At 70.5% G+C, this 20,693-nt stretch carries 15 protein-coding genes; 9 read left to right on the top strand and 6 right to left on the bottom strand.

Annotated features, from left to right (window positions below; all coding sequences use genetic code 11):
* Positions 1 to 267: 267 nt before the first annotated feature.
* Together AB0B68_RS21150 and AB0B68_RS21155 are read right to left on the bottom strand one after the other, a co-directional pair.
* Positions 268 to 2,619, bottom strand: coding sequence for a family 20 glycosylhydrolase (locus AB0B68_RS21150; protein WP_357261960.1), 2,352 nt, complete (start codon positions 2,617 to 2,619; stop codon positions 268 to 270).
* A gap of 20 nt (positions 2,620 to 2,639) precedes the next feature.
* Positions 2,640 to 3,713 (bottom strand): right-handed parallel beta-helix repeat-containing protein, encoded by a 1,074-nt coding sequence (locus AB0B68_RS21155; RefSeq protein WP_357208124.1) that lies wholly within the window; start codon positions 3,711 to 3,713, stop codon positions 2,640 to 2,642.
* A gap of 385 nt (positions 3,714 to 4,098) precedes the next feature.
* Here AB0B68_RS21155 and AB0B68_RS21160 point away from each other — a divergent pair, with 385 nt between their 5' ends.
* From AB0B68_RS21160 to AB0B68_RS21170, 3 genes are read left to right on the top strand one after another with little or no spacing between them, the layout of a single operon-like run.
* Positions 4,099 to 5,130, top strand: a complete 1,032-nt coding sequence (locus AB0B68_RS21160) for a 1-phosphofructokinase family hexose kinase (protein WP_357261963.1) — start codon at positions 4,099 to 4,101, stop codon at positions 5,128 to 5,130.
* On the top strand, positions 5,106 to 6,002 hold the full coding sequence (locus AB0B68_RS21165) for an SIS domain-containing protein (protein ID WP_357200266.1): 897 nt from the start codon (positions 5,106 to 5,108) through the stop codon (positions 6,000 to 6,002). Before AB0B68_RS21160 ends, AB0B68_RS21165 begins: the two co-directional genes overlap by 25 nt.
* A 9-nt stretch (positions 6,003 to 6,011) precedes the next feature.
* Positions 6,012 to 6,854 carry a class II fructose-bisphosphate aldolase gene (locus tag AB0B68_RS21170; protein WP_357261966.1) on the top strand — a complete coding sequence of 281 codons (843 nt, stop codon included), beginning with the start codon at positions 6,012 to 6,014 and terminating at the stop codon, positions 6,852 to 6,854.
* Between the two features lie 9 nt (positions 6,855 to 6,863).
* Here AB0B68_RS21170 and AB0B68_RS21175 read toward each other — a convergent pair whose 3' ends face one another.
* Positions 6,864 to 8,051, bottom strand: coding sequence for an ROK family transcriptional regulator (locus AB0B68_RS21175; RefSeq protein ID WP_357200272.1), 1,188 nt, complete (start codon positions 8,049 to 8,051; stop codon positions 6,864 to 6,866).
* A gap of 93 nt (positions 8,052 to 8,144) precedes the next feature.
* Positions 8,145 to 10,571 (bottom strand): family 20 glycosylhydrolase, encoded by a 2,427-nt coding sequence (locus AB0B68_RS21180; protein WP_357261969.1) that lies wholly within the window; start codon positions 10,569 to 10,571, stop codon positions 8,145 to 8,147.
* A gap of 314 nt (positions 10,572 to 10,885) precedes the next feature.
* Between AB0B68_RS21180 and AB0B68_RS21185 the strand changes: the two genes are divergently transcribed.
* The 6 genes from AB0B68_RS21185 to AB0B68_RS21210 are packed head-to-tail and all read left to right on the top strand — an operon-like array spanning position 10,886 to position 15,641.
* Complete coding sequence (locus AB0B68_RS21185) at positions 10,886 to 11,701, top strand: ABC transporter permease (RefSeq protein WP_357200278.1); 816 nt, start codon at positions 10,886 to 10,888, stop codon at positions 11,699 to 11,701.
* Positions 11,698 to 12,480 (top strand): ABC transporter ATP-binding protein, encoded by a 783-nt coding sequence (locus AB0B68_RS21190; RefSeq protein WP_357261972.1) that lies wholly within the window; start codon positions 11,698 to 11,700, stop codon positions 12,478 to 12,480. Before AB0B68_RS21185 ends, AB0B68_RS21190 begins: the two co-directional genes overlap by 4 nt.
* On the top strand, positions 12,477 to 13,478 hold the full coding sequence (locus AB0B68_RS21195) for an aliphatic sulfonate ABC transporter substrate-binding protein (protein WP_357261975.1): 1,002 nt from the start codon (positions 12,477 to 12,479) through the stop codon (positions 13,476 to 13,478). The genes AB0B68_RS21190 and AB0B68_RS21195 overlap by 4 nt, the downstream gene beginning before the upstream one ends.
* Positions 13,479 to 13,506: 28 nt before the next feature.
* Entirely contained in the window at positions 13,507 to 14,919 is a 1,413-nt protein-coding gene (locus AB0B68_RS21200) for a sulfatase (RefSeq protein WP_357261978.1), read from the top strand.
* Positions 14,916 to 15,302, top strand: coding sequence for a DUF202 domain-containing protein (locus AB0B68_RS21205; RefSeq protein WP_357200290.1), 387 nt, complete (start codon positions 14,916 to 14,918; stop codon positions 15,300 to 15,302). Before AB0B68_RS21200 ends, AB0B68_RS21205 begins: the two co-directional genes overlap by 4 nt.
* Positions 15,303 to 15,317: 15 nt before the next feature.
* Complete coding sequence (locus AB0B68_RS21210; RefSeq protein ID WP_357200293.1) at positions 15,318 to 15,641, top strand: DUF202 domain-containing protein; 324 nt, start codon at positions 15,318 to 15,320, stop codon at positions 15,639 to 15,641.
* A 60-nt stretch (positions 15,642 to 15,701) separates the two neighbouring features.
* Here the strand turns inward: AB0B68_RS21210 and AB0B68_RS21215 are convergent, their stop codons facing one another.
* Together AB0B68_RS21215 and AB0B68_RS21220 are read right to left on the bottom strand one after the other, a co-directional pair.
* Positions 15,702 to 18,335: a discoidin domain-containing protein gene (locus AB0B68_RS21215; protein ID WP_357261981.1), complete on the bottom strand. Its 2,634-nt coding sequence runs from the start codon at positions 18,333 to 18,335 to the stop codon at positions 15,702 to 15,704.
* Positions 18,336 to 18,410: 75 nt separating this feature from the next.
* Positions 18,411 to 20,681, bottom strand: coding sequence for a family 20 glycosylhydrolase (locus tag AB0B68_RS21220; RefSeq protein ID WP_357261984.1), 2,271 nt, complete (start codon positions 20,679 to 20,681; stop codon positions 18,411 to 18,413).
* Positions 20,682 to 20,693 lie beyond the last annotated feature (12 nt).

Raw genomic sequence — 20,693 nt, forward strand, 5'->3', positions numbered from 1 at the left:
CCCCTCTCCCTATCTGCCCACGTGCCGCACCCCGCCACAGTTGGCCCTACCGCGGCGGGGCCCTCCCCCCTTACGCGTTTGCAAGCCCCGCCGGGGGGGGCGGCCCCCCCCCGCGGCGTCCTGCGACGACGGTCCTAGGACAGCGACCACTGTTGGCGGGTCGCGCCGGGCGCGGTGCGCTGGACGACGTCCACGTCGTTGTCGGTGATCATTCCGGCGAGATCGAGTACGCGGCCGCTGCTGCGGATCGTGACCTCGGTCGGTGGGTCATCGGGCGAGGGTCCATTGCTGTTCGGTACCTCCGCGGTAGGTCGACTGGACGACTGCGGCGCCGTCGTTGGTCGCGGCGTTGGCGACGGTGAGCGCCTTGCCGGAGTTCCGATTGATGATCGTGAAGTACGTGCCGACCGGGATGACGCTCCACAGTTGGTTCGCGCCGTCGTGGGACGTCCACTGCACGACGCTCGCCCCGTCGGCGGTGGACCCGCCGGACACGTCCAGCACCTTGCCGCTGCTGCGGTTGACGATCCGGTAGTAGCCGCCGCCGGCGTCGGCGAGCGTCCAGCGTTGGTGCGTCGCACCGTTGCTGGACCACTGGATGGCGCCGCCGCCGTCCCCGCTGCCCGCCGGCACCTCGAGCACCTTGGCGCTGTTGCGGTTGACCGCGCGGTACTCGGTCGACGGGTCGAAGGCGGCCGCCGGCGTCGCCGCGGTGGACACCTCGACCTTGTCCGCCGTGACCGCCGTACCGGAGGAGCTGGCGTTCTTGCTGTTCAGCACCCGCACTCGCAGGACGTGCGAACCCTGCGCGAGCGGTCCGCTGGTGAAGACCATCGCCTGGTCCACCCGGGTGGGGGAGTACAGGTCGACGACAGTCTCCGGGCCGCCGTCGATCGAGACGCCCGCCCGCCCGTGGTTCGCCGCGCGGGCGGCGAAGAGCTTGATCTCGTTGCCGGTGAAGCGCACCTGGTAGGCGCTGTCGAGCGTGCTGCTGTAGTGGTCGTCGCGCTGGAACTGCTGTGCGCCACCGGTGCCGTAGGACCACGTGCCCGAGTAGCTGAACTGGTTGTCACCGGTGCCCGTGGGGGTGTCGTTGACCTGGACCACGCTCGGCACGCCCGGGGCGTCCCCGGTCGCGTCGACGCGGGCGAAGAACGCCTCCACGGTGCCCGAGCGCGGGCCGCCCCACAGGCGCTCCGCCACGACCTCGGTCGGCCGCTTCGCATACTGGTCGAACCACTCGTCGGTCTGGTACTCCACGGCGTCCGACCAGCGGGCCATCTGGTAGCCGTTGACCTTCGCGTTCTGGTCCGGCGCCCAGCTCTCGTAGACGTTCTTGGTGTTCACGTAGAGGTTGAGCCCGGGTGTCACGTACAGGGTGCTCTCCGGCACGCCGACCACCGTGTGGCCCAGGTTGTAGAAGTAGTTCAGCGACCCCGTGTACGGCGTGAGGACGATGTTCGTCGCCGGCTTGATGCTGGTCTGCTGACCGTTCGTCTCCCACCAGTTCCACAGCTGGGCCGTCTTGCCGTACGAGCGCACCTTGTCGTTCATCAGGTTCATGAACTCCGTGAAGACGTCACCGGGGTAGGCGAAAGCCCGCGCCTGCGCGTAGCTGACCAGCTCGGGGCACGAGTTTTTGGCGGCGTCGGTCTGGTACTCGTCGCCGCCGATGTGGAAGTACTGACCGTCGAACAGCGGCACGAATTCCGACAGCAGGTTCATCACGAACGTCCGGGCGTTGTCCTTGGTGAGGTTCAGCGTCCAGCCGCCCCTCTCACCGCCCGGCCAGGGCGCGTAGTCCATCGACGAGCAGGAGAACCGCATCGTCGGGTCGTACGTCGTCATGGCCGTCGCGTGGCCCGGCAGGTCGATCTCGGGAACGATCGTGATGTGGTACCGCTTGGCGACGTCCTGAAGTCGTCGCAGGTCGGCCTTGCTGTAGGACTGCGCCGACGCCAGCCCGGGATACCTGTCGCTGCGCAGCCGGAAGCCGTTCCACTCGGTGAGGTGCAGGCGCAGCGTGTTCAGGCGTAGCCACGCCATCCGACGGAGCAGGTTCTCCAGGTAGTCCATCTCGTAGAAGTGCCGGCCGACGTCGAGCATCACCCCACGGTCCCGGTACTGCGGGTAGTCCCGGATGGTCCCCGCCGGCACCGTCGTCCTCGCCGCGCTCTGCTTGATCACTTGCAGCAGGGTCTGCGTGCCGTAGTACGCGCCGGCTGCCGCGTTCGCGCGGACCACGACGGCCGACCCGGCGGTCAGCAGGTAACCCTGGTCGCCGATGCCGGGGTCGCCAGCGTTGAGGGTGAGCAAGATATCACCGGTTCCCGGTGTCGCCGACGAGACGACGGGTACGTCGGCACCGCTTATCGCGCCGAGGTCGACGCGCAGCGACGTCGCGGCCGTCGACAACTGGCTGGCGTACGCGGGGTCAACCAGGATCCGGGATGACGCGGTGAGCGTCCAGACGCCGGTGCCGCCGGCCCACTCCCGGACGCTCGGCGCGACCTGGGGTGTCGGATTTGCCGCCCGGGCCGCCGACGGGACGCTGAGCCCCACGCCGACCAGCAGGGAGGTGAGGACGAGAGGAAGGAGCCGCTTGCGGGACGAGAACACGGTCGTGTACCCCCGATCGTTCAGAGCGGTAGGAGATCCTTGACGTTGCCCTGCAACAGGGGCGCGGTGCCGCTGTTGGACTGCGTGCCGACCAGGTGCACCGGGACGCTTCCGGCGCAGGTGACGGCGAGGTTGGAGAGCGTGCACCCGGACAGCAGCCACCGGGTGCCGAGCAGGTTCGTGGCGCGGACGTCGCTGTACCAGAGGGTGTTGCCGGTGAAGGTCGGCGGCAGGACGCCGTCGACGACCACACCGGGGCCCGGGTCGCGGACCGTCGCGCCGATCGGGAACGACAGCGCGGTGCTCCATCGCACGGGGACGCCGCCGTTGGAGTGGTTGACGGTGTTGCCGGTCAGGCTGCCGTGCCCCCAGTTGTCACTGGCGAGCGCGCCGTACGGGCTGGTCTGGGCGAACGAGTAGTAGGCGCCGTAGCAGCCGACGACGACGTTGCCGTTGATCGTCCAGTTCCCCGACGAGTTCCAGATGGCGAGTCGGCACGAGGTGAAGCTGTTCGCTGTCACCTGCGAGTACTCACTGCGGTCGGCCAACGAGACGCCGAAGTAGCAGCGGTGAAAGGCGTTGCCGTCGACCTTGAGCCGGTAGCCGAAGTAGTCGTCGGCCGTCGAGCCGGTGATCGCCAGGCCGGCACCGCGCCAGTTCGTGAAGTCGCAGTCCAGGATGCGTACTCCGGTGCTGCGGCTGATCCGGACGGCGACGTGCGCGAACTGTGGTGCGGTGCCGACCGGGCTGGCCTGGCGTCCGAGGAAGTGGACGCCGCTGATGGTGACACCGCTGCGGCCCACGATGGACAGAGCGCCGGTCTGGTCGTCGGGGACTGTGACAGTCGCGCCGTTGCCGACGATGAGGCAGTGCTCGGGCAGGGCGACCGGCGCGGTGAGGGTGTACGTGGCGCCGGGTGCGAGCTGCACCTGAGGCGTACGGGCGAGGACGGCGTTCCAGTCGTCGGAGACGCCGAGTACCGGGAGGGACGTCGAGGCGATCGCAGCATCGGCGCGGCCGGGCGGAACGACGGCGGCGAGGGCACCGGCGGCGCCCGCCAGCGCGACCGCGCGGCGGGGGAGTCGTGTGGTCATGGGTGGTCCTTCGGACAGCGTGAGATTGTCCTACGTCAGATGTCGGACGAACTTACGAGCGATATCGACACCCGTCAAGAGCCCGTTTCCTCGCTCTCCGCGACGGTCACCCGCCGGCTCTCCGGCCATTGGTGTCACGGTGGCCGTGCAAATTGGTGCAACTTTCGGCGGGAGCGGAACGCGGCACTTCGGGCCTGCCGAAACACGCCGCGCCTCCTCGACGCGGGTGCAAGCAGGGGCCGTGACGGCGCGCGAGCGCTCAGGACCGACCTTGACGTCGCCGGTGCCAGATCCTAGGGTCTGCAACATCTTGATTGATTCTCGCGCTCAGGCGTCATAAAAGATCATGCGTACTCATGGGCCGGCGTCGTCGGAAGAGGCGGACATGAAACGAGACCTGGACGGCGGCGGTCCGCCGGAGTCCGGGGCGCCCGGCGACCTGATCATCTCGGTGGCGCTCAATCCGGCACTTGACGTCACCTACACCGTGCCCGACCTGGTGCCGGACACCTCCCACCGGGTGACGGACGTGGTCTCCCGCGCCGGTGGCAAGGGCCTGAACGTCGCCCGGGTGCTGCGGCAGTTGGGCGCCGAGGCGATTGTCCTCGGCCTGGCCGGCGGTGCCGCCGGCGAGCAGATCGAGGCCGAACTGGCGACCGCCGGCGTACCGGCGCGGTTCGTCCGCCTCGACGCGGAGACCCGCCGCACGGTCACCGTTCTCGGGCGGGACACGGCGACGGTCCTCAACGAACCGGGCCCGTACGTCACCGCCGGCCAGTGGGAGTCGTTCCGGGACGTGTTCGCCCAGCGGGTCCGGGCGGCCCGGGTCGTGGTGCTGTCCGGCAGCCGGCCACCGGGCGTGCCGGAGACCGCGTACCGCGATCTCGTCGCCATCGCGCGGGCCGGCGGTGCCGAGACCATCGTGGACACCGAGGGCGCCGCGCTCCGCCACGCGCTGACCGCCGCACCGACGCTTGTGAAACCCAACGCCCACGAGGCGGCGGATCTGCTCGGCCGCCCGGTGCGTACTCGCGACGACGCCGTCGAGGTGGCGCACCGGCTCGTCCGGCTCGGCGCCGACGCGGGCGTCGTGTCCCGTGGCGCGGACGGGTTCGTGGCGGTCAGCGGCGGGGCCGCCTACGACGCCCGCGCGCCCGAACGGGTGGCCGGCAACCCGACCGGCGCCGGCGACGCCCTCGCGGCGGTGCTCGCGTACGGGCTCCTCACTCGTGCGCCCTGGCGGGACATCCTCGCCCGAGGGGCGGCCGTCTCGGCGGCTGCCGTCGCCTGCCCGTGGGCGGGCGAGTACGACGACGCCGTGGCTTCCCGGCTGCTGCCCGGAACCACGGTCGACGAACTGGACGAGCACCGCACCGACAGAGAGCAGGAACCGTGTCGCACGTCGCCTCCGAGATAACCTCCCAGCCCGAGACATGGCGTCGCGCCGTGGAGCTGGTCGACCGACCGGGCGTGGCGCGGGCCCTGCCCCAGCCGGGCGAACGGGTCGCCGTCGTGGGCTGCGGCACGTCGTACTTCATGGCGCAGAGTTTCGCGGCGCTGCGGGAGTCGGCCGGCCAGGGCGAGACCGACGCCTTCGCCGCGTCGGAGTTCCCCACCCGGCGACGGTACGACCGCGTGGTCGCCATCACCCGTTCCGGCACCACCACCGAAGTCATCCGACTGCTCGAGCAGCTGCTGCCCGGCAGCCGCTCGACGGTGCTCACCACCGACGCCGACCGGCCGGTGACCCGGCTCGTGAGCGACTGCGTCGTCCTCGACTTCGCCGACGAGCGGTCCGTGGTGCAGACCCGCTTCGCCACTACCGCGCTCGCCCTCTGGCGTGCCGGTCTCGGCGAGGACCTGACCCCGGCCGTCGACCAGGCGCAGGCCCAGCTGGCCACGCCGCTCGACCCGACAGTGGTCGGTCGGGACCAGTTCACCTTCCTCGGCACCGGCTGGACGGTGGGGGTGGCGCACGAGGCGGCCCTCAAGGTGCGCGAGGCGGCGCAGATGTGGGCCGAGTCGTACCCGGCGATGGAGTTCCGGCACGGTCCGATCAGCGTGGTGGACCACCGGTCGGTGGTCTGGATCTTCGGGCCGGTGGTGCCGGGCCTCCTCGACGACCTGGCCGCGACCGGGGCGATCGTGGTGCACGAGGACATCGACGCCATGGCGCACCTCACGACCGCGCAGCGCCTCGCCGTGGAACTCGCCGTGCGTCGCGGCCTGCACCCGGACCAGCCCCGGCTGCTCACCCGGGCCGTCGTCCTGACCGCGCCGGTTGCCTGAGGATCGTCGATGGCCCTCGTTCCCACCGCCGACCTGGTAGCGGCGGCCCGGGCCGCCGGTACCGGCGTGCTCGCGTTCAACGTGATCACGATCGAGTACGCCCAGGCGATCGCCGCCGCGGCGGAGCGTGCCGGGCGTCCCGCGATCCTGCAGATCAGTCAGAACGCCGCGCGCTACCACTGCGGCGTGTCGGCAATCGCGGCGGCGACGGCCGAGGTCGCCTGGCGGTCCAGCGCCACGCTGTCGCTGCACCTCGACCACGTCGATGACATCACCCTGCTGGAGCAGGCGCCCGACGCCGGATTCAGCTCGGTGATGGTCGACGCGTCCACGCTGCCGTACGCCGCCAACGTGGCGACCACCCGCAAGGCGACCGAGTGGGCGCACGACCACCGGCTGTGGGTGGAGGCCGAACTCGGCTACGTCGGCGGTAAACCGGACGCCCCGGCGAGCGCCCACACCGCCGGCGTCCGCACCGACCCGGCCGAGGCCGCCCGCTACGTCGCCGAGACCGGCGTCGACGCGCTGGCGGTAGCGGTGGGCAGCTCCCACGCGATGGCCGACCGGACCGCCTCGCTGGATCTCGACCTGGTGGCCGCGCTCCGCGACGCCGTACCGGTGCCCCTGGTCCTGCACGGCTCCTCCGGGGTGCCGCTGGAGCAGATCCGCGCCGCTGTCGCCCGGGGCATGGTGAAGATCAACGTCGGTACGGCCCTCAACGTGGCGTTCACCGACGCGGTCCGGGCCGCCGTGCCCCACTCCCGCGACCCGCGCCGATACCTAGCGGCCGGCCGGGACGCGGTGACCGACGGTGTCGAGCAGCTGCTCACGCTTCTTCGTGGGGCCGCGTAGGCGCCGCCGCTAGGCCGGAAAAGCGGGTGCGGGTTCGGACAGGTTGTGCCGCAGGGCGGCCGCGACGGCGCCGAGGGCGCCGCCCTCGTCGCCGAACTGGGCCGGCACTACGTCCGGGTGGCGGATGTGTCGGGGCATCGCCAGCTCGGCGATCGCCGCCCGGACCGGCCCGAGCACCACCTCGCCGGCGTGGGCCAGGGTGCCGCCGATGACCACCGTGCCCGGGTCCACCTGCACCACCATGCCCGCCAGCACGCGACCGAGCAGCGTCGCGGCGTGCCGCACCACGTCCTCGACGGTCGGCTCGCCTGCGCGGGCCCGCGCCACCAGGTCGGCCGGGTCGCTGACGGTAACGCCCCGGGCCGCGCAGCGCTCGATGAGCGTCGACGGACGGATCAGCAGTTCCAGGCACCCGCGACCACCGCACGGACACCGGTCCCCGTCGGGATCGACGCTGACGTGGCCGATCTCGCCGGCCGCGCCGTTCGCACCGCGGGCGAGCCGGCTGTCGACGATGAGCCCGCCACCGACGCCGTCACTCCATCGCACGTAGATGGCGTCCCGCACGTCGCGGGCCGCCCCCCAGGTGCCCTCGGCGAGCGCCGCCAATCGCGAGTTGTTGTCGGTGACGACGGCGACGCCGTACCGGTCCTGGATCCGCGCGCGGACCTGCTTGGCGGCCGGAGCAGGGCTGGCGCCGCCCGCCGGACGACCCCGGCCGGCCACCAGGCCGGGCAGGCCGAGACCTATCGCCTCCAGCGCGCGCAGGTCGATGTCGTGTTCCCGCACGAGGTCGTCGATCAGCTTGATCGCGGCGTTGGCCCGCCGGGCCGGCCCCGCCGCCAGCGTGACGGGGCGGCTGCCCCGGGCCAGGATGTCGTGCCCCAGGGTGGCGACGATGACGGTGATCGTCGCCCGGCCGAGGTCGATGCCGACGATGCGGCCGGCGGACGGGTTGAGGCTGACGGTCGTGGACGGCCGCCCCCGGCCGCGGTGGCCGGACAGCGCGGGTTCCCGCTCGACGACCACACCGCGGGCGATGAGATCGGCGATGATGTCGAACAGGGTGGTGCGCGACAGCCCGGTCAGCCGGATGAGGTCGGCCCGACTGAGCGGGCCGGCGCTGCGCAGCTGGGCCAGCAGGGCCTCCGTGTGCGCCAGCCGCACGCGTTGCATGGCATCCGGGCGTTCGATCACGGCACCATCATGACCGACGCCTGCTCCCGTGTGTCGTCGCGGCAACGTACGGCGCGGTGGCCGGCGCCGCCCAGTGGCGACGCCGGCCGGCGCTCAGGTGGCGCGAACGGTGACGCTGAGCGCCGCGTGGACCGGGGCCAGTCCGGCCGAGCGCACCGACAACGTCCCGGTGTACGTCCCCGCCGTGCCGAACGTGCGCCGGGACACCACGGTGAACGCGCTGTTGATCTGCATCGCCGGGATGCTCGGCTCGCGCGTCGCGGTAGGCGTCAACGACTCCACCCGCCCGTCGCTCCAGGTGACCGTGGCGGCCAGGTCAGTGCCGCGGAACCCGGGGGCGGTGACCGTCCAGGTGGCGCCGACCGGTGCGCCGACGACGGCCGCGGCGGACCGGCCGACCGCCTGTTGGCGCCACGCCACGTCGGCGGTGGGGAAGAAGTTGACGCCCTCGACTGTCAACCGCCCCCCGGCCACGGACAGGCGGGTGGTGAAGTCGGCGTAGTCGCGCTGCGCCTGCGGCGTCCACCCCACCTCGGCGGTGGCGACGAGGCGCGGGAAGCTGTAGTACTGCGCCTGGCCGACGCGGCGGATGAACTCGCCCCACAGCGCCGATTCGACCCCGAGCACGCTGGTCTCGGCGATGTTCGGGATGAAGGTGCCCGGGTCCCAGTTGTAGTGCCGGTCCAGCCCGCACGGTCCACCGCACGCCCAGGTGCCGCCGAGCGGTTGGCGGGGATCCTGCTTCTGCGGCACGTACGTGTGGGCGGCGGGGGAGAGGACGACCCGCGCGCCGCGGCCGTTCACCGCGTTGGCCACCGCCGTGCGGTCGCCGTTCCAGTACTGCACCACGGCGTTGCTCCGGGGTAGCGCCGTGCCGGCGTACTCGTTCCAGCCGACAACCGTCTTGCCGAGCGACGCGACGGTCGCGGTGAAGGCGTCGACCATCGTGGTGTAGTTCGCGTGGCTGGTCACGTGCGCCTCGTCGCCGCCGATGTGCAGGTAGGGCCCCGGCGTCATGGCGGCGATCTGGGTCAGCACCTGCGTGGCGAACTCGTACGTCGTCGCGCTTGCCGAGTCGAACGTCGAGTAGCCGACGTTGCCGGTGCCGTTGGCCGGCGCGGTCTGCTGGCCGGACGCCGGCTTGGGCTGGGCGCCGGCCGTGTTCAGCTGGGGGATGGCGTGCAGCGCCGCGTTGGTGTGCCCCGGCATGTCGATCTCCGGGATGACAGTCATGCCGTTCAGACCGGCGTAGCGCACGATCTCGGCGTAGTCGGCCCGGGTGTAGAAGCCGGTGACGCCGAGCTCGGTGCCCATCAGTTGGCCGCTGTCGTTGTAGGTCATGGCGGTGCGTCCGCTGACTGAGGTGAGCCGGCCGTAGTCGATGCCCGCCGGGTTGCTCGCCGGGTTGTCGATGGCGATCCGCCAGCCCTGGTCGTCGGTCAGGTGCAGGTGCAGGCGATTGATCTTGTATTGCGCGGCGCTGTCGATGTACGCCTTGATCTCGTTCATCGGGTAGAAGCTGCGGGCGACGTCGAGCATCATCGCGCGGTGGGCGAAGCGGGGGTAGTCGGTGATGGTCACCGCCGGCACCGTCCACGCGGTGCTCACGACGGAGTCGGACTCCACCCACTGGGGCAAAAGTTGGCGCAGCGTCTGCACTCCGTTGAGCGCGCCGCTGGCCGTGTCGGCGCTGATCCGGACTGTGCCGGTGGTGACAACGAGCCGGTACCCCTCGGCGGCGTGCCCTACCGGGCCCTTGCCGGCCCCCACCTCGACCACGATGGGTGCGGGCGCGGTGCTCTGGGTGACCACCGGCAGGGCGTACCCGGTGGCGGGGCGGAGCAGGCCGGCGAGGTAGGTGGCGGGCGCGGTGGCAGGTGATCCGACCGCGACGATCGGGGTGTTGGGGCTCAGGGTGTACGGCGTGCCGCCGTTCTCGGTGAGCGACACCGGCTTGGGCAGCAGGCCCAGCGAGGGCGCCGGTGCCGGCGCGGTGCTGTCCCAGATCTCGAACTCGGAGATCGAGTAGCCGTAACCCGCCCACCGCTGGTGGCCCTGCATCCGTACGTAGGACACCGGTTGGGCGGAGTTGACAGCTACGACGTCGGTGCGGGGGCAGGTGTCGCGCTGGAGGCGGGTCACCGTGGTCCACGCGACACCGTCGGTCGAGGTGAGCAGGCTGAAGTCGCGGGCGCACGCGTTGGGCCAGGTCAGCGTCACATGGTCGACCGGGGCGGCGCTCGCCAGCCGCACCTGAACCCAGTTGTCGTCCTGGTACTTCGACGACCACCGGGTGCCGCTGTCGCCGTCGTTGACGTGTGTGGCGACGAAGTCGGCGCGGTCGAGTTCGACGCTCGACGCGGTGGCGGTGCCGGTGCGGGCCAGGTTCACCGGCGCGGCAGTGGCGGGCGTGCTGGACGTGAGCGGCGCGAGCAGCGACGCGGCGACCGCGACGGCGAGCGTCGTCGCGCTGAGGCGGCGTCGGGATCCAGTGGTGTGGGGGGAGCGCGGAATCGACATGGGACTCCTTCGTCCGTCGCCCGGGTCGCCGGGGGACTGGTGGCTCGGGTAGCCGCAGTCTGGTCAAGCCGTTCAATTTAGTCAATGGCTCGGACAATAAGCGGGCGTGCCGGGCGGCCGTTGTCGCGTGGCGCGGCCAGCCCTAGGCTGCGGGTCAGAGGTCTGACATCTTATGAAACATTGCACCGTCCCCAGCTCGGGCTTTTTAGTCCGAAGGGTTGACAAGATTCGCCGGGTCACCAAAGATTCGCTTACCTACAGTGCCGCCGACCGGAGAGGGGCCCCATGTCCGAGCTGGGCTACGGAGCACCACCGTGGCGATAGACGTACGACAGTCCCCACCCCGAGGGCCGGAAACCCCCACCGCGGCGTCGCAGCCGCGCCGCGCCGTGCCGCTGCTGGTCTGGAACGGGATCGCCGTGGTGCTGGGCATCGGCATCTGGACCGTGCTGGCACAGATCGGGGTCTCGGGCCTCCCCGGCCCGCAGGAGGTCGCCGTCCGCGCCGGTGAGCTGGCCAGGGACGGCACCCTGCTCGACGACGGCCTCGCCAGCCTGCGTCGGGTGCTCATCGGCTTCGCGCTCGGCAGTGCCCTCGCGATCCCGGTCGGCTTCCTCATGGGCTGGTACGGGACGGCGCGGGGGCTGATCGAGCCCTACGTGCAGTTCTTCCGCACGATCCCGCCCCTGGCCGTCATCCCGCTGGCCATCCTGCTCATGGGCATCGGGGAGACCCCGAAGATCTTCGTCATCTTCCTCGCCGCGTTCCTGTCCTGCGTCGTGTCGACGTTCCAGGGCGTGGTGAACGTCGACAAAACCATGATCAACGCTGCCCGGGTGCTCGGCGCCAACGACGCCGTGGTGTTCCGCCGGGTGATCGTCCCCGCGTCCACCCCGTTCATCCTGGTCGGCATGCGCGTCGGCCTCGGCGCGGCCTGGGCGACAGTGGTCGCCGCCGAGTTGATCGCCGCGCAGGAGGGCCTCGGCTACCGGATGCAGCAGGCGCAGATCTACTACGACCTGCCGAGCATCTTCGTTGGCCTGATCACCATCGGCGTGCTCGGCCTGGTCATGGATCGGCTCCTGCTCGCCGCGGAGAAGCGCCTCACCGGATGGCAGGAACGCCGATGACCGAGAAAATCTCCTTCCGCTCCACCAGCCGCACGTTCGAGGTGGGGGGCAAGCCGTTCCACGCGTTGCGCGACGTCGACCTGGACATCGCCGACCGGGAGTTCGTCACAGTGGTCGGGCCGTCCGGCTGCGGCAAGTCGACACTGATGAACATCGCCGCCGGCCTGGTCGAACCCACCGGCGGTGAGGTGCTCGTCGACGCGCGTCCGGTGCGGGGGCCCGGCCCGGAACGGGGCGTCATCTTCCAGCAGTACGCGCTGTTCCCCTGGCTGACCGTGCGCGAGAACGTCGAGTTCGGTCTCCGGATCGCCAAGGTCGGGCGGGCCGAGCGGCGGCGACGGGCGCAGCACTTCATCGACCTGGTGGGCCTCACCGACTTCGCGGACGCGCTGCCCCGGATGCTGTCCGGGGGCATGCGGCAGCGGTGCGCCATCGCCCGCGCGTACGCCGTCGACCCCGGTGTCCTGCTCATGGACGAACCCTTCGGCGCCCTGGACGCCCTCACCCGGGTGCAGATGCAGGATCAGCTTTTGGCCACCTGGGGCTCCGAGCGACGCACCGTCATGTTCATCACCCACGACGTCGACGAGGCCGTCTACCTCGCCAACCGGGTCGTCGTCATGGCTGCCCGGCCCGGCCGGGTGCACGAGGTCATCGACGTCGACCTGCCGTACCCCCGCACCGAAGCGGTTCGCCTGTCACCGGAGTTCTCCCGGATCCGCAATCGGGTCTGGCGCGCCGTCTACCACCAGACCCCTCAGGAAGGTGCATCACAATGAGCCCTCTCTCCCGTCGCTCCCTGCTGACCGGCCTCGCTGGCCTGGGCGCCGCCGCAGCCCTCAGCGCCTGCGGCGACGACGACCAGTCCGGATCCGGCGGCTCCGGCACCGAGCCGGTGAAGCTGGGCTACATCGCCGACTTCACCGGCGCGAGCCTCATGGCGATCGCCGACGACAGGAAGCTGTGGGCCGAACACGGTCTCAAGCCGGACCTGAAGGTCTTCACCAACGGCCCCCTGCAGGTGCAGGCACTCGGCGCCGGCGATCTCGACTTCGGCTACCTGGGCCCTGGCGCGATGTGGTTGCCGGCCTCCGGCAAGGCCCGGGTCATCGCCATCAACTCGCTCGGTTTCGCCGACCGGGTCATCGCCCAGCCGGGCATCACCTCCCTGGCCGCGCTCAAGGGTAAGAAGGTCGGCGTGCCGGAAGGCACCTCCGGCGACATGATCGTGCGGCTGGCCCTGCAGCGCGCCGGCCTTTCCATCGACGACGTCGAAAAGGTCGCGATGGACCCGAGCACGGTCGTCACCGCGTTCGGGTCGGGTCAGATCGACGCGGCCGGCATCTGGTACCCGCTCATCGGCACCATCAGCAAGCGGGTGCCGAAGCTGACCGAGCTGGCCAAGAACGAAGACTTCTACCCGGCCATCAGCTTCCCGTCCGCCTACGTGGGCCGCAACGACGTGGTGACCGGCAAGCCGGACCTGGTGAAGAAGGTGCTCGCGGTGCTGCGCGCCGCCAACGACGAGCGGGCGGCCAACGTGGATCGCGCGGTCGAGGTCACCGCGAAGTTCCTCAAGTCGGCCCCGGTCGACCAGTTGCGCGCCGAAGCCGCCAACGCCCGGTTCCTGCCGTCCGCCGAGCTCGCCGCCAAGTCCACCGACGGCACCGTCGCGGGTTGGCTCACCGGTCTCAACGGGCTCTTCAAGGACCTCGGGAAGCTGCCGAACGCGGTCGACCCGAGCACCTACTACGACGCCGCCGCGTACGCGTCCTGAGTCGAGTCGCGTGAGAAAGGATCAGCACGTGCGGCCCAACATCGTCTTCATCATGGCCGACGACCACGCCGCGCACGCGGTGGGCGCCTACGGAAGCAAGATCAACGAGACGCCACACATCGACCGTATCGCGGCCGGCGGTGCACTCCTGGAAAACTGCTTCTGCACCAACTCGCTCTGCGCGCCCAGCCGGGCCACCATCCTCACCGGCACCTACAACCACGTCAACGGCGTTCAGACGTTGTCGACCGAGTTCGACAACCGGCAGCTCGTCTTCCCGGAGCTGCTGCGCCGCGCCGGTTACCAGACGGCCCTGGTCGGTAAGTGGCACCTCGGGCACGGCCCGGAGCACGACCCCCGGGGGTTCGACTACTGGGAGGTCGTGCCCGGCCAGGGCCGGTACCGCGATCCCGTGTTCATCGGCATGGACGGCACCGAGCAGGTCCGCCCCGGCTACTGCACGAACATCATCACCGACCTGGCCGTCGAATGGCTCGACCAGCGCGACCAGCAGCGCCCTTTCTGCCTGCTCGTGCACCACAAGGCGCCGCACCGCAACTGGGAGCCCGACGACAAACATCGCGACATGTACGTCGACGACGTGGCCGTACCGGGCTCGTTCGACGACGACCACTCCGGCCACGCCGCTGCCGCCCGGGCCGCCCGGATGCGCGTGGACCGGGACCTCACCGCCAACGACATCAAGGAGATGCTGCCACCGCACCTGGATCCCGACGAGGCCGCGCTCTGGACCTACCAGCGCTACATCAAGGACTATCTGCGCTGCGTCGCCAGCGTCGACGACAACGTGGGCCGCCTGCTCGACTACCTCGACGAGCACGGGCTGACCGACGACACCATCGTCGTCTACACGTCGGACCAGGGCTTCTTCCTCGGTGACCACGGCTGGTACGACAAGCGGTTCATGTACGAGGAGTCGCTGCGGATGCCGTTCCTGATCCGCTACCCGGCGGAGATTCCGGCCGGCTCCACCACCAACGAGCTCGCCATGAACGTCGACTTCGCCCAGACGTTCCTCGACTACGCCGACGTGCCGGCCGACCCTCGCATGCAGGGACGCTCACTGCGACCACTCCTGCGCGGCGAGGACATCGACGACTGGCGGCAGTCGGTGTACTACCGCTACTGGGAGCACGACGACGACGAGCACCACGTGTGGGCGCACTACGGCGTACGCACCCACGACCACAAACTGGTCTACTACTACGCCGACGGGCTGGGTCTGCCCGGCACCTCCGCCACGGCGCAGGAGCCGGAGTGGGAGCTGTTCGACCTACGCGCCGACCCGTGGGAGATGCGCAGCGTCTACGACGACCCGGCGTACGCGCGGATCCGGACGACGCTCACCGACGAGCTCGCCCGGGTCCAGCAGGAGTGTGGTGACGCCCCGTGGCAGCCCCCGACGCCGGTCACCGGGTGACGGACGAGTCAGTCACCTCGAGTGAGCCGACCGGACCAGCCGACCGCCGCTGGCCACGCCGGGTCTACGGGGTGGGCACGGAGCCGGACCCGCGGTTCACCCTCGCCAACGAGCGAACGTTCCTCGCGTGGCTGCGGACCGCGCTGGGTCTCATGGTGGCCGCCGCGGCGGTCAAGGCATTCGGCACGGAAGGCTCGCAGTGGGCGGCAGCCGTGCTGGCGGTACTCGCCGTCGGGGTGGCCGTCGAGGCGTTCCCCCGCTGGAGCCGCAACGAACGGGCGCTGCGGCTCCAGCTGCCGTTGCCGTCCACCCCCGTCGCGGTCGTGTCGGCGGTGGGGGTGGTCGTGGCCTGCATGACCATCGTCGTCGTGGTGCTGATCTGATGTCGTGGCGCTGAGGTGACGCAACCACCCGTGCTCGCCGACTGCGGAGCGCAGGCCGAACGCACCCTGCTGGCGTGGCTTCGTACGGCGTTGGCGACGGCCACCGTGCTGGTGGCCGTCGGACGGGAGTTGGTGCCGCGTCATCCGTTCGCGGCGGGGCTCGTGCTGGCCTGCTCCCCGCTCGCCGTGGCGGTGGCCGTCCTGGCTCGGCGTCGGTACCGGACCGTCCGACTGCCCACCCACCTGGGTCAGTCGGGCGGTGCCGCACTGCTGGCTGCTACCGGGACTTTGGTGGCGGTCGGCGGTGTGGCAATTCTCGCCCACGTCCTCGCCCGCTGAGGGCGACGAGTGCTGCCGTCCCGGGGCGGCGATAGGGGCGCCCCGGGACGGTGAGGGCGGTCAGGCCGTCGAGCCGTACAGGTTGATCTCGGCGGCGGAGGCGTAGCCGGCCCCGTTCGCGGCGCGGGTGGTGCGCAGGCGTACGTGCCGGGCCGTCGTGGGCGCGAAGACCGCTGTCTTCAGGGTGCTGCCGGAGCCGAAGGTGCCGGCGGTGACCTGGGTCCAGGTTGTGCCATCGGTGCTGGTCTGGATCTGGTAGTCGGCGATGGTGCCGTTGGTGCCACCGTCCTGGCGGGGCAGGTAATCGAGTTTGTCGACGCGGAAGGTGCCGCCGAGGTCGATGGTGATCTGGTGCGGCATGGCGGCGACACCGCCGACGTAGCGGGTGTGCCAGATGGTGGCGGGGTTGCCGTCGATGGCATTGGCGGCGGCGCCGTTCTCGCCGACCGTCTCGACGCTGTCCGCCGTCGCGGTCCAGCGGGCGCGCGACAGCTGGGGGCTGTCTCCGCCGCCGATCGCCTCGTCGGTCGGCGTGGCCTGGAAGACGGCGACCTCGAACGGCGCCAGCGTGATGCTCGCCGGTGCTGCGGGACCGGACACGAAGCCGGATCGGTGCCCGTCGCGCTCGGTGAACTTGTACCGCTGGTGGGTCCCGCCGGGCAGCTCGAAGACCGTCTGCGGGTTGACCGTGAAGCTCTGCGCGGATGCCGACGGGTTGCGTAGCATCAGCATCCCCTTCGACGCCCCGGCCGAGGAGTTCCAGGCGGCCGTGCCGTAGACGGCGCCCGCCGCCGGGTCACCGCCGACCCAGTGCACGTCGCTGAGCAGTCCTTGGTTGGCGCGAGCCCACCTGGCGTTGGCCGCCACGGTGTCCCAGAACCAGGCAGCGCCCGGCCGGTTCGCGTCAACGAGCGTGTTGCGGACGTACAGCTCCTGAAGGCTCAGGCCGAGCGCGAAGTAGGCGCGGATGTCCTGCGAGACCTCGGCCTGCACGCTGGGCTTGGTCAGGTCGTAGTCGGCGGTGAACTGCGGTGTCCGGTCGGAGAAGATGATCCCGTGGTTCATCAGGCTCGGGATCGGGAACAGCGGGTTCTGCACGGTGTTGTTGCGGAACGTCTCCGAGTCGCGGTAGTTGACGTAGCGCTGCTGTGCGCTGCCCGCGCCGACCAGGCCCGCGTCGTGCCCGTCACGCCAGATCGAGTCGGTGAACCACAACCAGTATGGTGACCCCCAGGTGCCGACCGTCGCGTTGACGAACACGTCCTTCTGGTGCGCGCGCAGATCCCCCGTCAGCCCGAGCAGGGCCTCGTAGTCGGCGATGTAACTCGCGTTCGGGCCGGACTGGTAGAGCCCACCGCCGATGCCGTCGAGCTTGAAGCCGCGTACCCCCTGGTTGTCCATCATGTCGAAGGCGACCGACCGGAACCGGTCGTAGTAGCGGGCGCCGCCGAGCTTGAACTGGCCGCCACTGTGGGTCTCCAGCCGTTGGTCGGCCGGTTTGCTCGCGTTGATCGCCTGGCGGGTGGCAGCGCTGGTGCCGTAACCGCCGAACGGCGACATCCACACCGACATCGAGGCGCCGTACTGCGCGGCTGCGGCCTTCTGTGGTGCGAAACCGGTGGGGAACTGTGTCGGGTCGAACGACCACACGTTCAGGTTCGCCTCGTCGACCCGTGGTGAACGCAGATAGTCCCAGCCGTCGTCGACCCAGAAGCTGTCGATGGTGGCGCCGCGGTTGCGCAGCTGGGTGCCGAACAGGTTGATGGCCCGGGTCAGCTCGGCGCTGTTGATGACCTCGCCCGGTGGCTTGAGGTCCAGCCAGCTCTGGTAGTGCAGGAACGTCCGGCGGTCGTGGGCCCGCTCGCGTTGCAGGTAGTACTGGAACGAGCGGCGTAGCTGCCCGACCGGGGCGACACCGGTGGATGCCGTGTACACCCACGACGAGCCGGCGGTGAGGTCCCCGGCGCGCGGCACCGCAATGTCGACCGCCGACCCGGTCACGGTGGCCTTCGCCATCGGGTTCTCGATGCCGACGAACACCGTCTCGCTGCCGGTCGTGCCGTGCGCCACCGGGCTGCCGTCGTCGTTGCCGAGCACCCGTGCGTTTGCCAGGTTGAGTTCCACCAGGCGCAGCGAGGTCACGTCGAACGTTCCGGCCACCGAGCGCACCGTGAAGCTGTGCTGCACGGAGTTGGCGCCGCCGCGCAGCCGCACCTGCCACTGCACGTCGAGGGTCCGCGCGCCACCGCCGTACCGGAAGGTGGTGGTCACCGCCTTGCCGGCGAAGCGTTCCGCGAGCCGTGCCGACCCGGCGTTCGCCGCCAGGTCGCTGACCACCGGACCGGCGGAGACGCTCGTGTTCGCCGTCGTGATGGTGCTGCCGTCGGCCAGGGTGAGGGTGAAGAGCCCACGCAGGCTCATCGGCACTGTGGCGTTCGCCGCCCGGTTGTCGAACCGGGTCAGCGACACCGTGCTGCCCTGCACGCTCCACGCGGTCGACAGCGCCGCGTTGGCCAGGGTGAAGCTGCCGCCGGAGAGCGACGCCGTCGCCGCGCCCGGCTGGACACCGGGGAAGACCAGTCCGGCGGCGTCGGTGTAGGTCGGGTCCGCCGGGACCGCCGCGCCGGCCGGGGCCGGATGGCCCCCGACCGTCGCGACGGCACCGGCGATCAGACCCAGAACGATGGTGGGCACGACGAGCCGCCGTGGCCGTGCTGTCGACGAAGATGGCAGGGGCATGGCGTGCTGCATCGTGCCTCCATCGGTGGTTCAGGCGGTGGGGGTGCTCCAGCGTTGGTTGGCGCCGTTGGTGCAGGGCCAGAGGATGACGCGGGTGCCGTTGGCGGTCCCGCCGCCGTTGGCGTCGAGGCACTTGCCACCGGTGCGGTAGCTGCTGGTAGCGGCGTCGTAGGTCCAGCGCTGGTACGCGGCTGTGGAACAGGTGCGGATCACGATCGCGGTGCCGTCGGTGAGGCTTCCGTTCGCCGGCTCCAGGCACTTACCCAGGGCGGTGAGGGTGCCGTCGTTGCGGTGGGTCCACGTCTGGTTGCCGCCGCTGTTGCAGTCCCAGAGGTTCACTGCCGTGCCGTCGGTGGTGTTGCTGCCGGGAATGTCGATGCAACGCCCGCTGGAAATACCGGTGATGGCACCCCGCTTCGGCCCGTACACCTCGAACTCCTGCAGCGAGTAGCCGTAGGTGGTGGCCCGCTGGGTGCCCTGCACGCGCACGTACCTGGCGGTGGTGTTGAGGATGTGCTCGTCCGTGCCCCCGTCACCGGCGGTGACGGTCACCGCCGTGGTCCAGGTGGTGCCGTTGGTGGAGGTCTGGATCTGGTACGCCCGCGCGTAGGCGGCCTCCCAGCGCAGTGCCACCCGGGACAACTCCTGGCTGCTGCCGAGGTCGACCTGGATCCAGCTCGGGTCGGTGTAGGCCGACGACCAGCGGGTGCTCAGGTCACCGTCCACGGCCGCCGACGCCGGGAAGGCCGCCGTCTCGGTGGACGACGCGGTCGCCGGACGGTTGAGCGCCAGGTTGCCTGTCGCCACGGCCGGGCCGCCGGGAGCCCGTCCGATGCGGTCGATGATGGTGCTGAAGGCGGTGTACGTGGCCGCCGGTTTTGGCGATCCCCAGGTCTGTTGGGCGACGACGCGCAGGATCGTCCGGATCCCGGCGGCGATCTGGTCCTCGGTCTCCGCGTCCGGGTAGTCGCACCAGACGTGCACCACGGTGCCCAGGTTGCGCGACGGATCGTTCACCGTGTTGTTGCCTTGGAACCGCTCCGGCGTCCAGGTCTCGTAGGCCCACGTCACGCTCGGCTTGCTGATGGCGGGGACGTAGTAGGTGGGATCCCACGCCTGGTTGGAGATGGTGTGCCCCCGGTCCACCAGGGCCTGCGGGGTGATGCCGTAGTTGTACCAGACCTCGACGTGGATGTTCGATGCCGGCCGGATGGTGCCGTCGGTGCCGATCCCGTCGTTCCACATGCGCGTCGTCTTGCCACCGGCGCGCACGATGTCGTTGGCCCAGTTGATGAAGCCGTAGTAGGCGTCCTTCGCGATGGCGTTCGGCCCGTACGTGGCGCGGGCGTACGTCAGCAGTTGCGGGTAGGCGGCGTAGTTGCCGACGTACTCGTCCGCGCCGATGTGCCAGTACCGGCCGGGGAAAAGCGGCAGGAACTCGGTGATGAGGTCCCGGGTGAGGGTGTACGCGCCCGGCTTGGACAGGTCGAGGTAGTAGGGGTTGCGGTTGCCGCTGGTGTCGGTGAGTTGAAGGTCCGGATGGTTGGCCAGGATGACGTTCATGTGGCCCGGCATGTCGATCTCGGGGATGACCTCGATGTGGTACCTGGCGGCGAGGGCGATCAGGTCGCGGATCTCCTGCTTGGTGTAGTACTGCTGCGACATCACCTCCGGGTGGGTGGTGCTCTCCAGCCGGAAGCCGAACGTGTCGGACAGGTGCAGGTGCAACCGGTTCATCTTCAGGTAGGCGAGTTCCTTGACGTGCCTGCGGAGCCAGTCGACTGTGAAGTACTTGCGGCCCACGTCCACCATCAGGCCGCGTTCGGACTTGGTGGGAGCGTCGGCGGTGGTGCCGGCGGGCACGCTCGTGGACTGCTTGAGCAGTTGCAGCACCGTCCGGGTGCCGTAGAAGGCGCCGGCGTCGGTCGAGCCCTGGATGGAGATGCTCGATCCGACGGTCATCGTGTAGCCCTCGGCGGGCTGGCTGCCGCCCAGTGTCAGCCGGATGTCGCCGGCGGCGGCGCTCCCGGTGGCGACCGGCACTGTGCGTCCGGTCAGGTCCCGCAGGTCGGCCGCGAAGGTGGCCGCGTCGTCGTTGAGCTGGGTGGTGTACGCGGGGTCGACAACGATGCGGGTCGCGGCACCGAAGGTGTAACTGCCGGTGCCCGCCGTCCACTGCCGCAGCGCCGGGATCACCTGTAGGTCACCCGGTACGGCCGAGGCCGGCGTGGCGGGCACGGTCAACAGTGCTGCGGCAAGTGCTCCCACCGCTCCGGTGACGCTGATACGCCGAAGACGCATGAACCGTTCCTC

It is taken from the genome of Micromonospora sp. NPDC049049 (assembly GCF_040649115.1).
Classification (GTDB): Bacteria; Actinomycetota; Actinomycetes; order Mycobacteriales; family Micromonosporaceae; genus Micromonospora.

What these genes read in the sequence shown, in the direction of transcription:
- AB0B68_RS21155 (WP_357208124.1), bottom strand. Translation starts at nt 3,713, where the DNA reads ATGACCACACGACTCCCCCGCCGCGCGGTCGCGCTGGCGGGCGCCGCC.
- AB0B68_RS21160 (WP_357261963.1), top strand. Translation starts at nt 4,099, where the DNA reads ATGAAACGAGACCTGGACGGCGGCGGTCCGCCGGAGTCCGGGGCGCCC.
- AB0B68_RS21170 (WP_357261966.1), top strand. Translation starts at nt 6,012, where the DNA reads ATGGCCCTCGTTCCCACCGCCGACCTGGTAGCGGCGGCCCGGGCCGCC.
- AB0B68_RS21180 (WP_357261969.1), bottom strand. Translation starts at nt 10,571, where the DNA reads ATGTCGATTCCGCGCTCCCCCCACACCACTGGATCCCGACGCCGCCTC.
- AB0B68_RS21190 (WP_357261972.1), top strand. Translation starts at nt 11,698, where the DNA reads ATGACCGAGAAAATCTCCTTCCGCTCCACCAGCCGCACGTTCGAGGTG.
- AB0B68_RS21195 (WP_357261975.1), top strand. Translation starts at nt 12,477, where the DNA reads ATGAGCCCTCTCTCCCGTCGCTCCCTGCTGACCGGCCTCGCTGGCCTG.
- AB0B68_RS21220 (WP_357261984.1), bottom strand. Translation starts at nt 20,681, where the DNA reads ATGCGTCTTCGGCGTATCAGCGTCACCGGAGCGGTGGGAGCACTTGCC.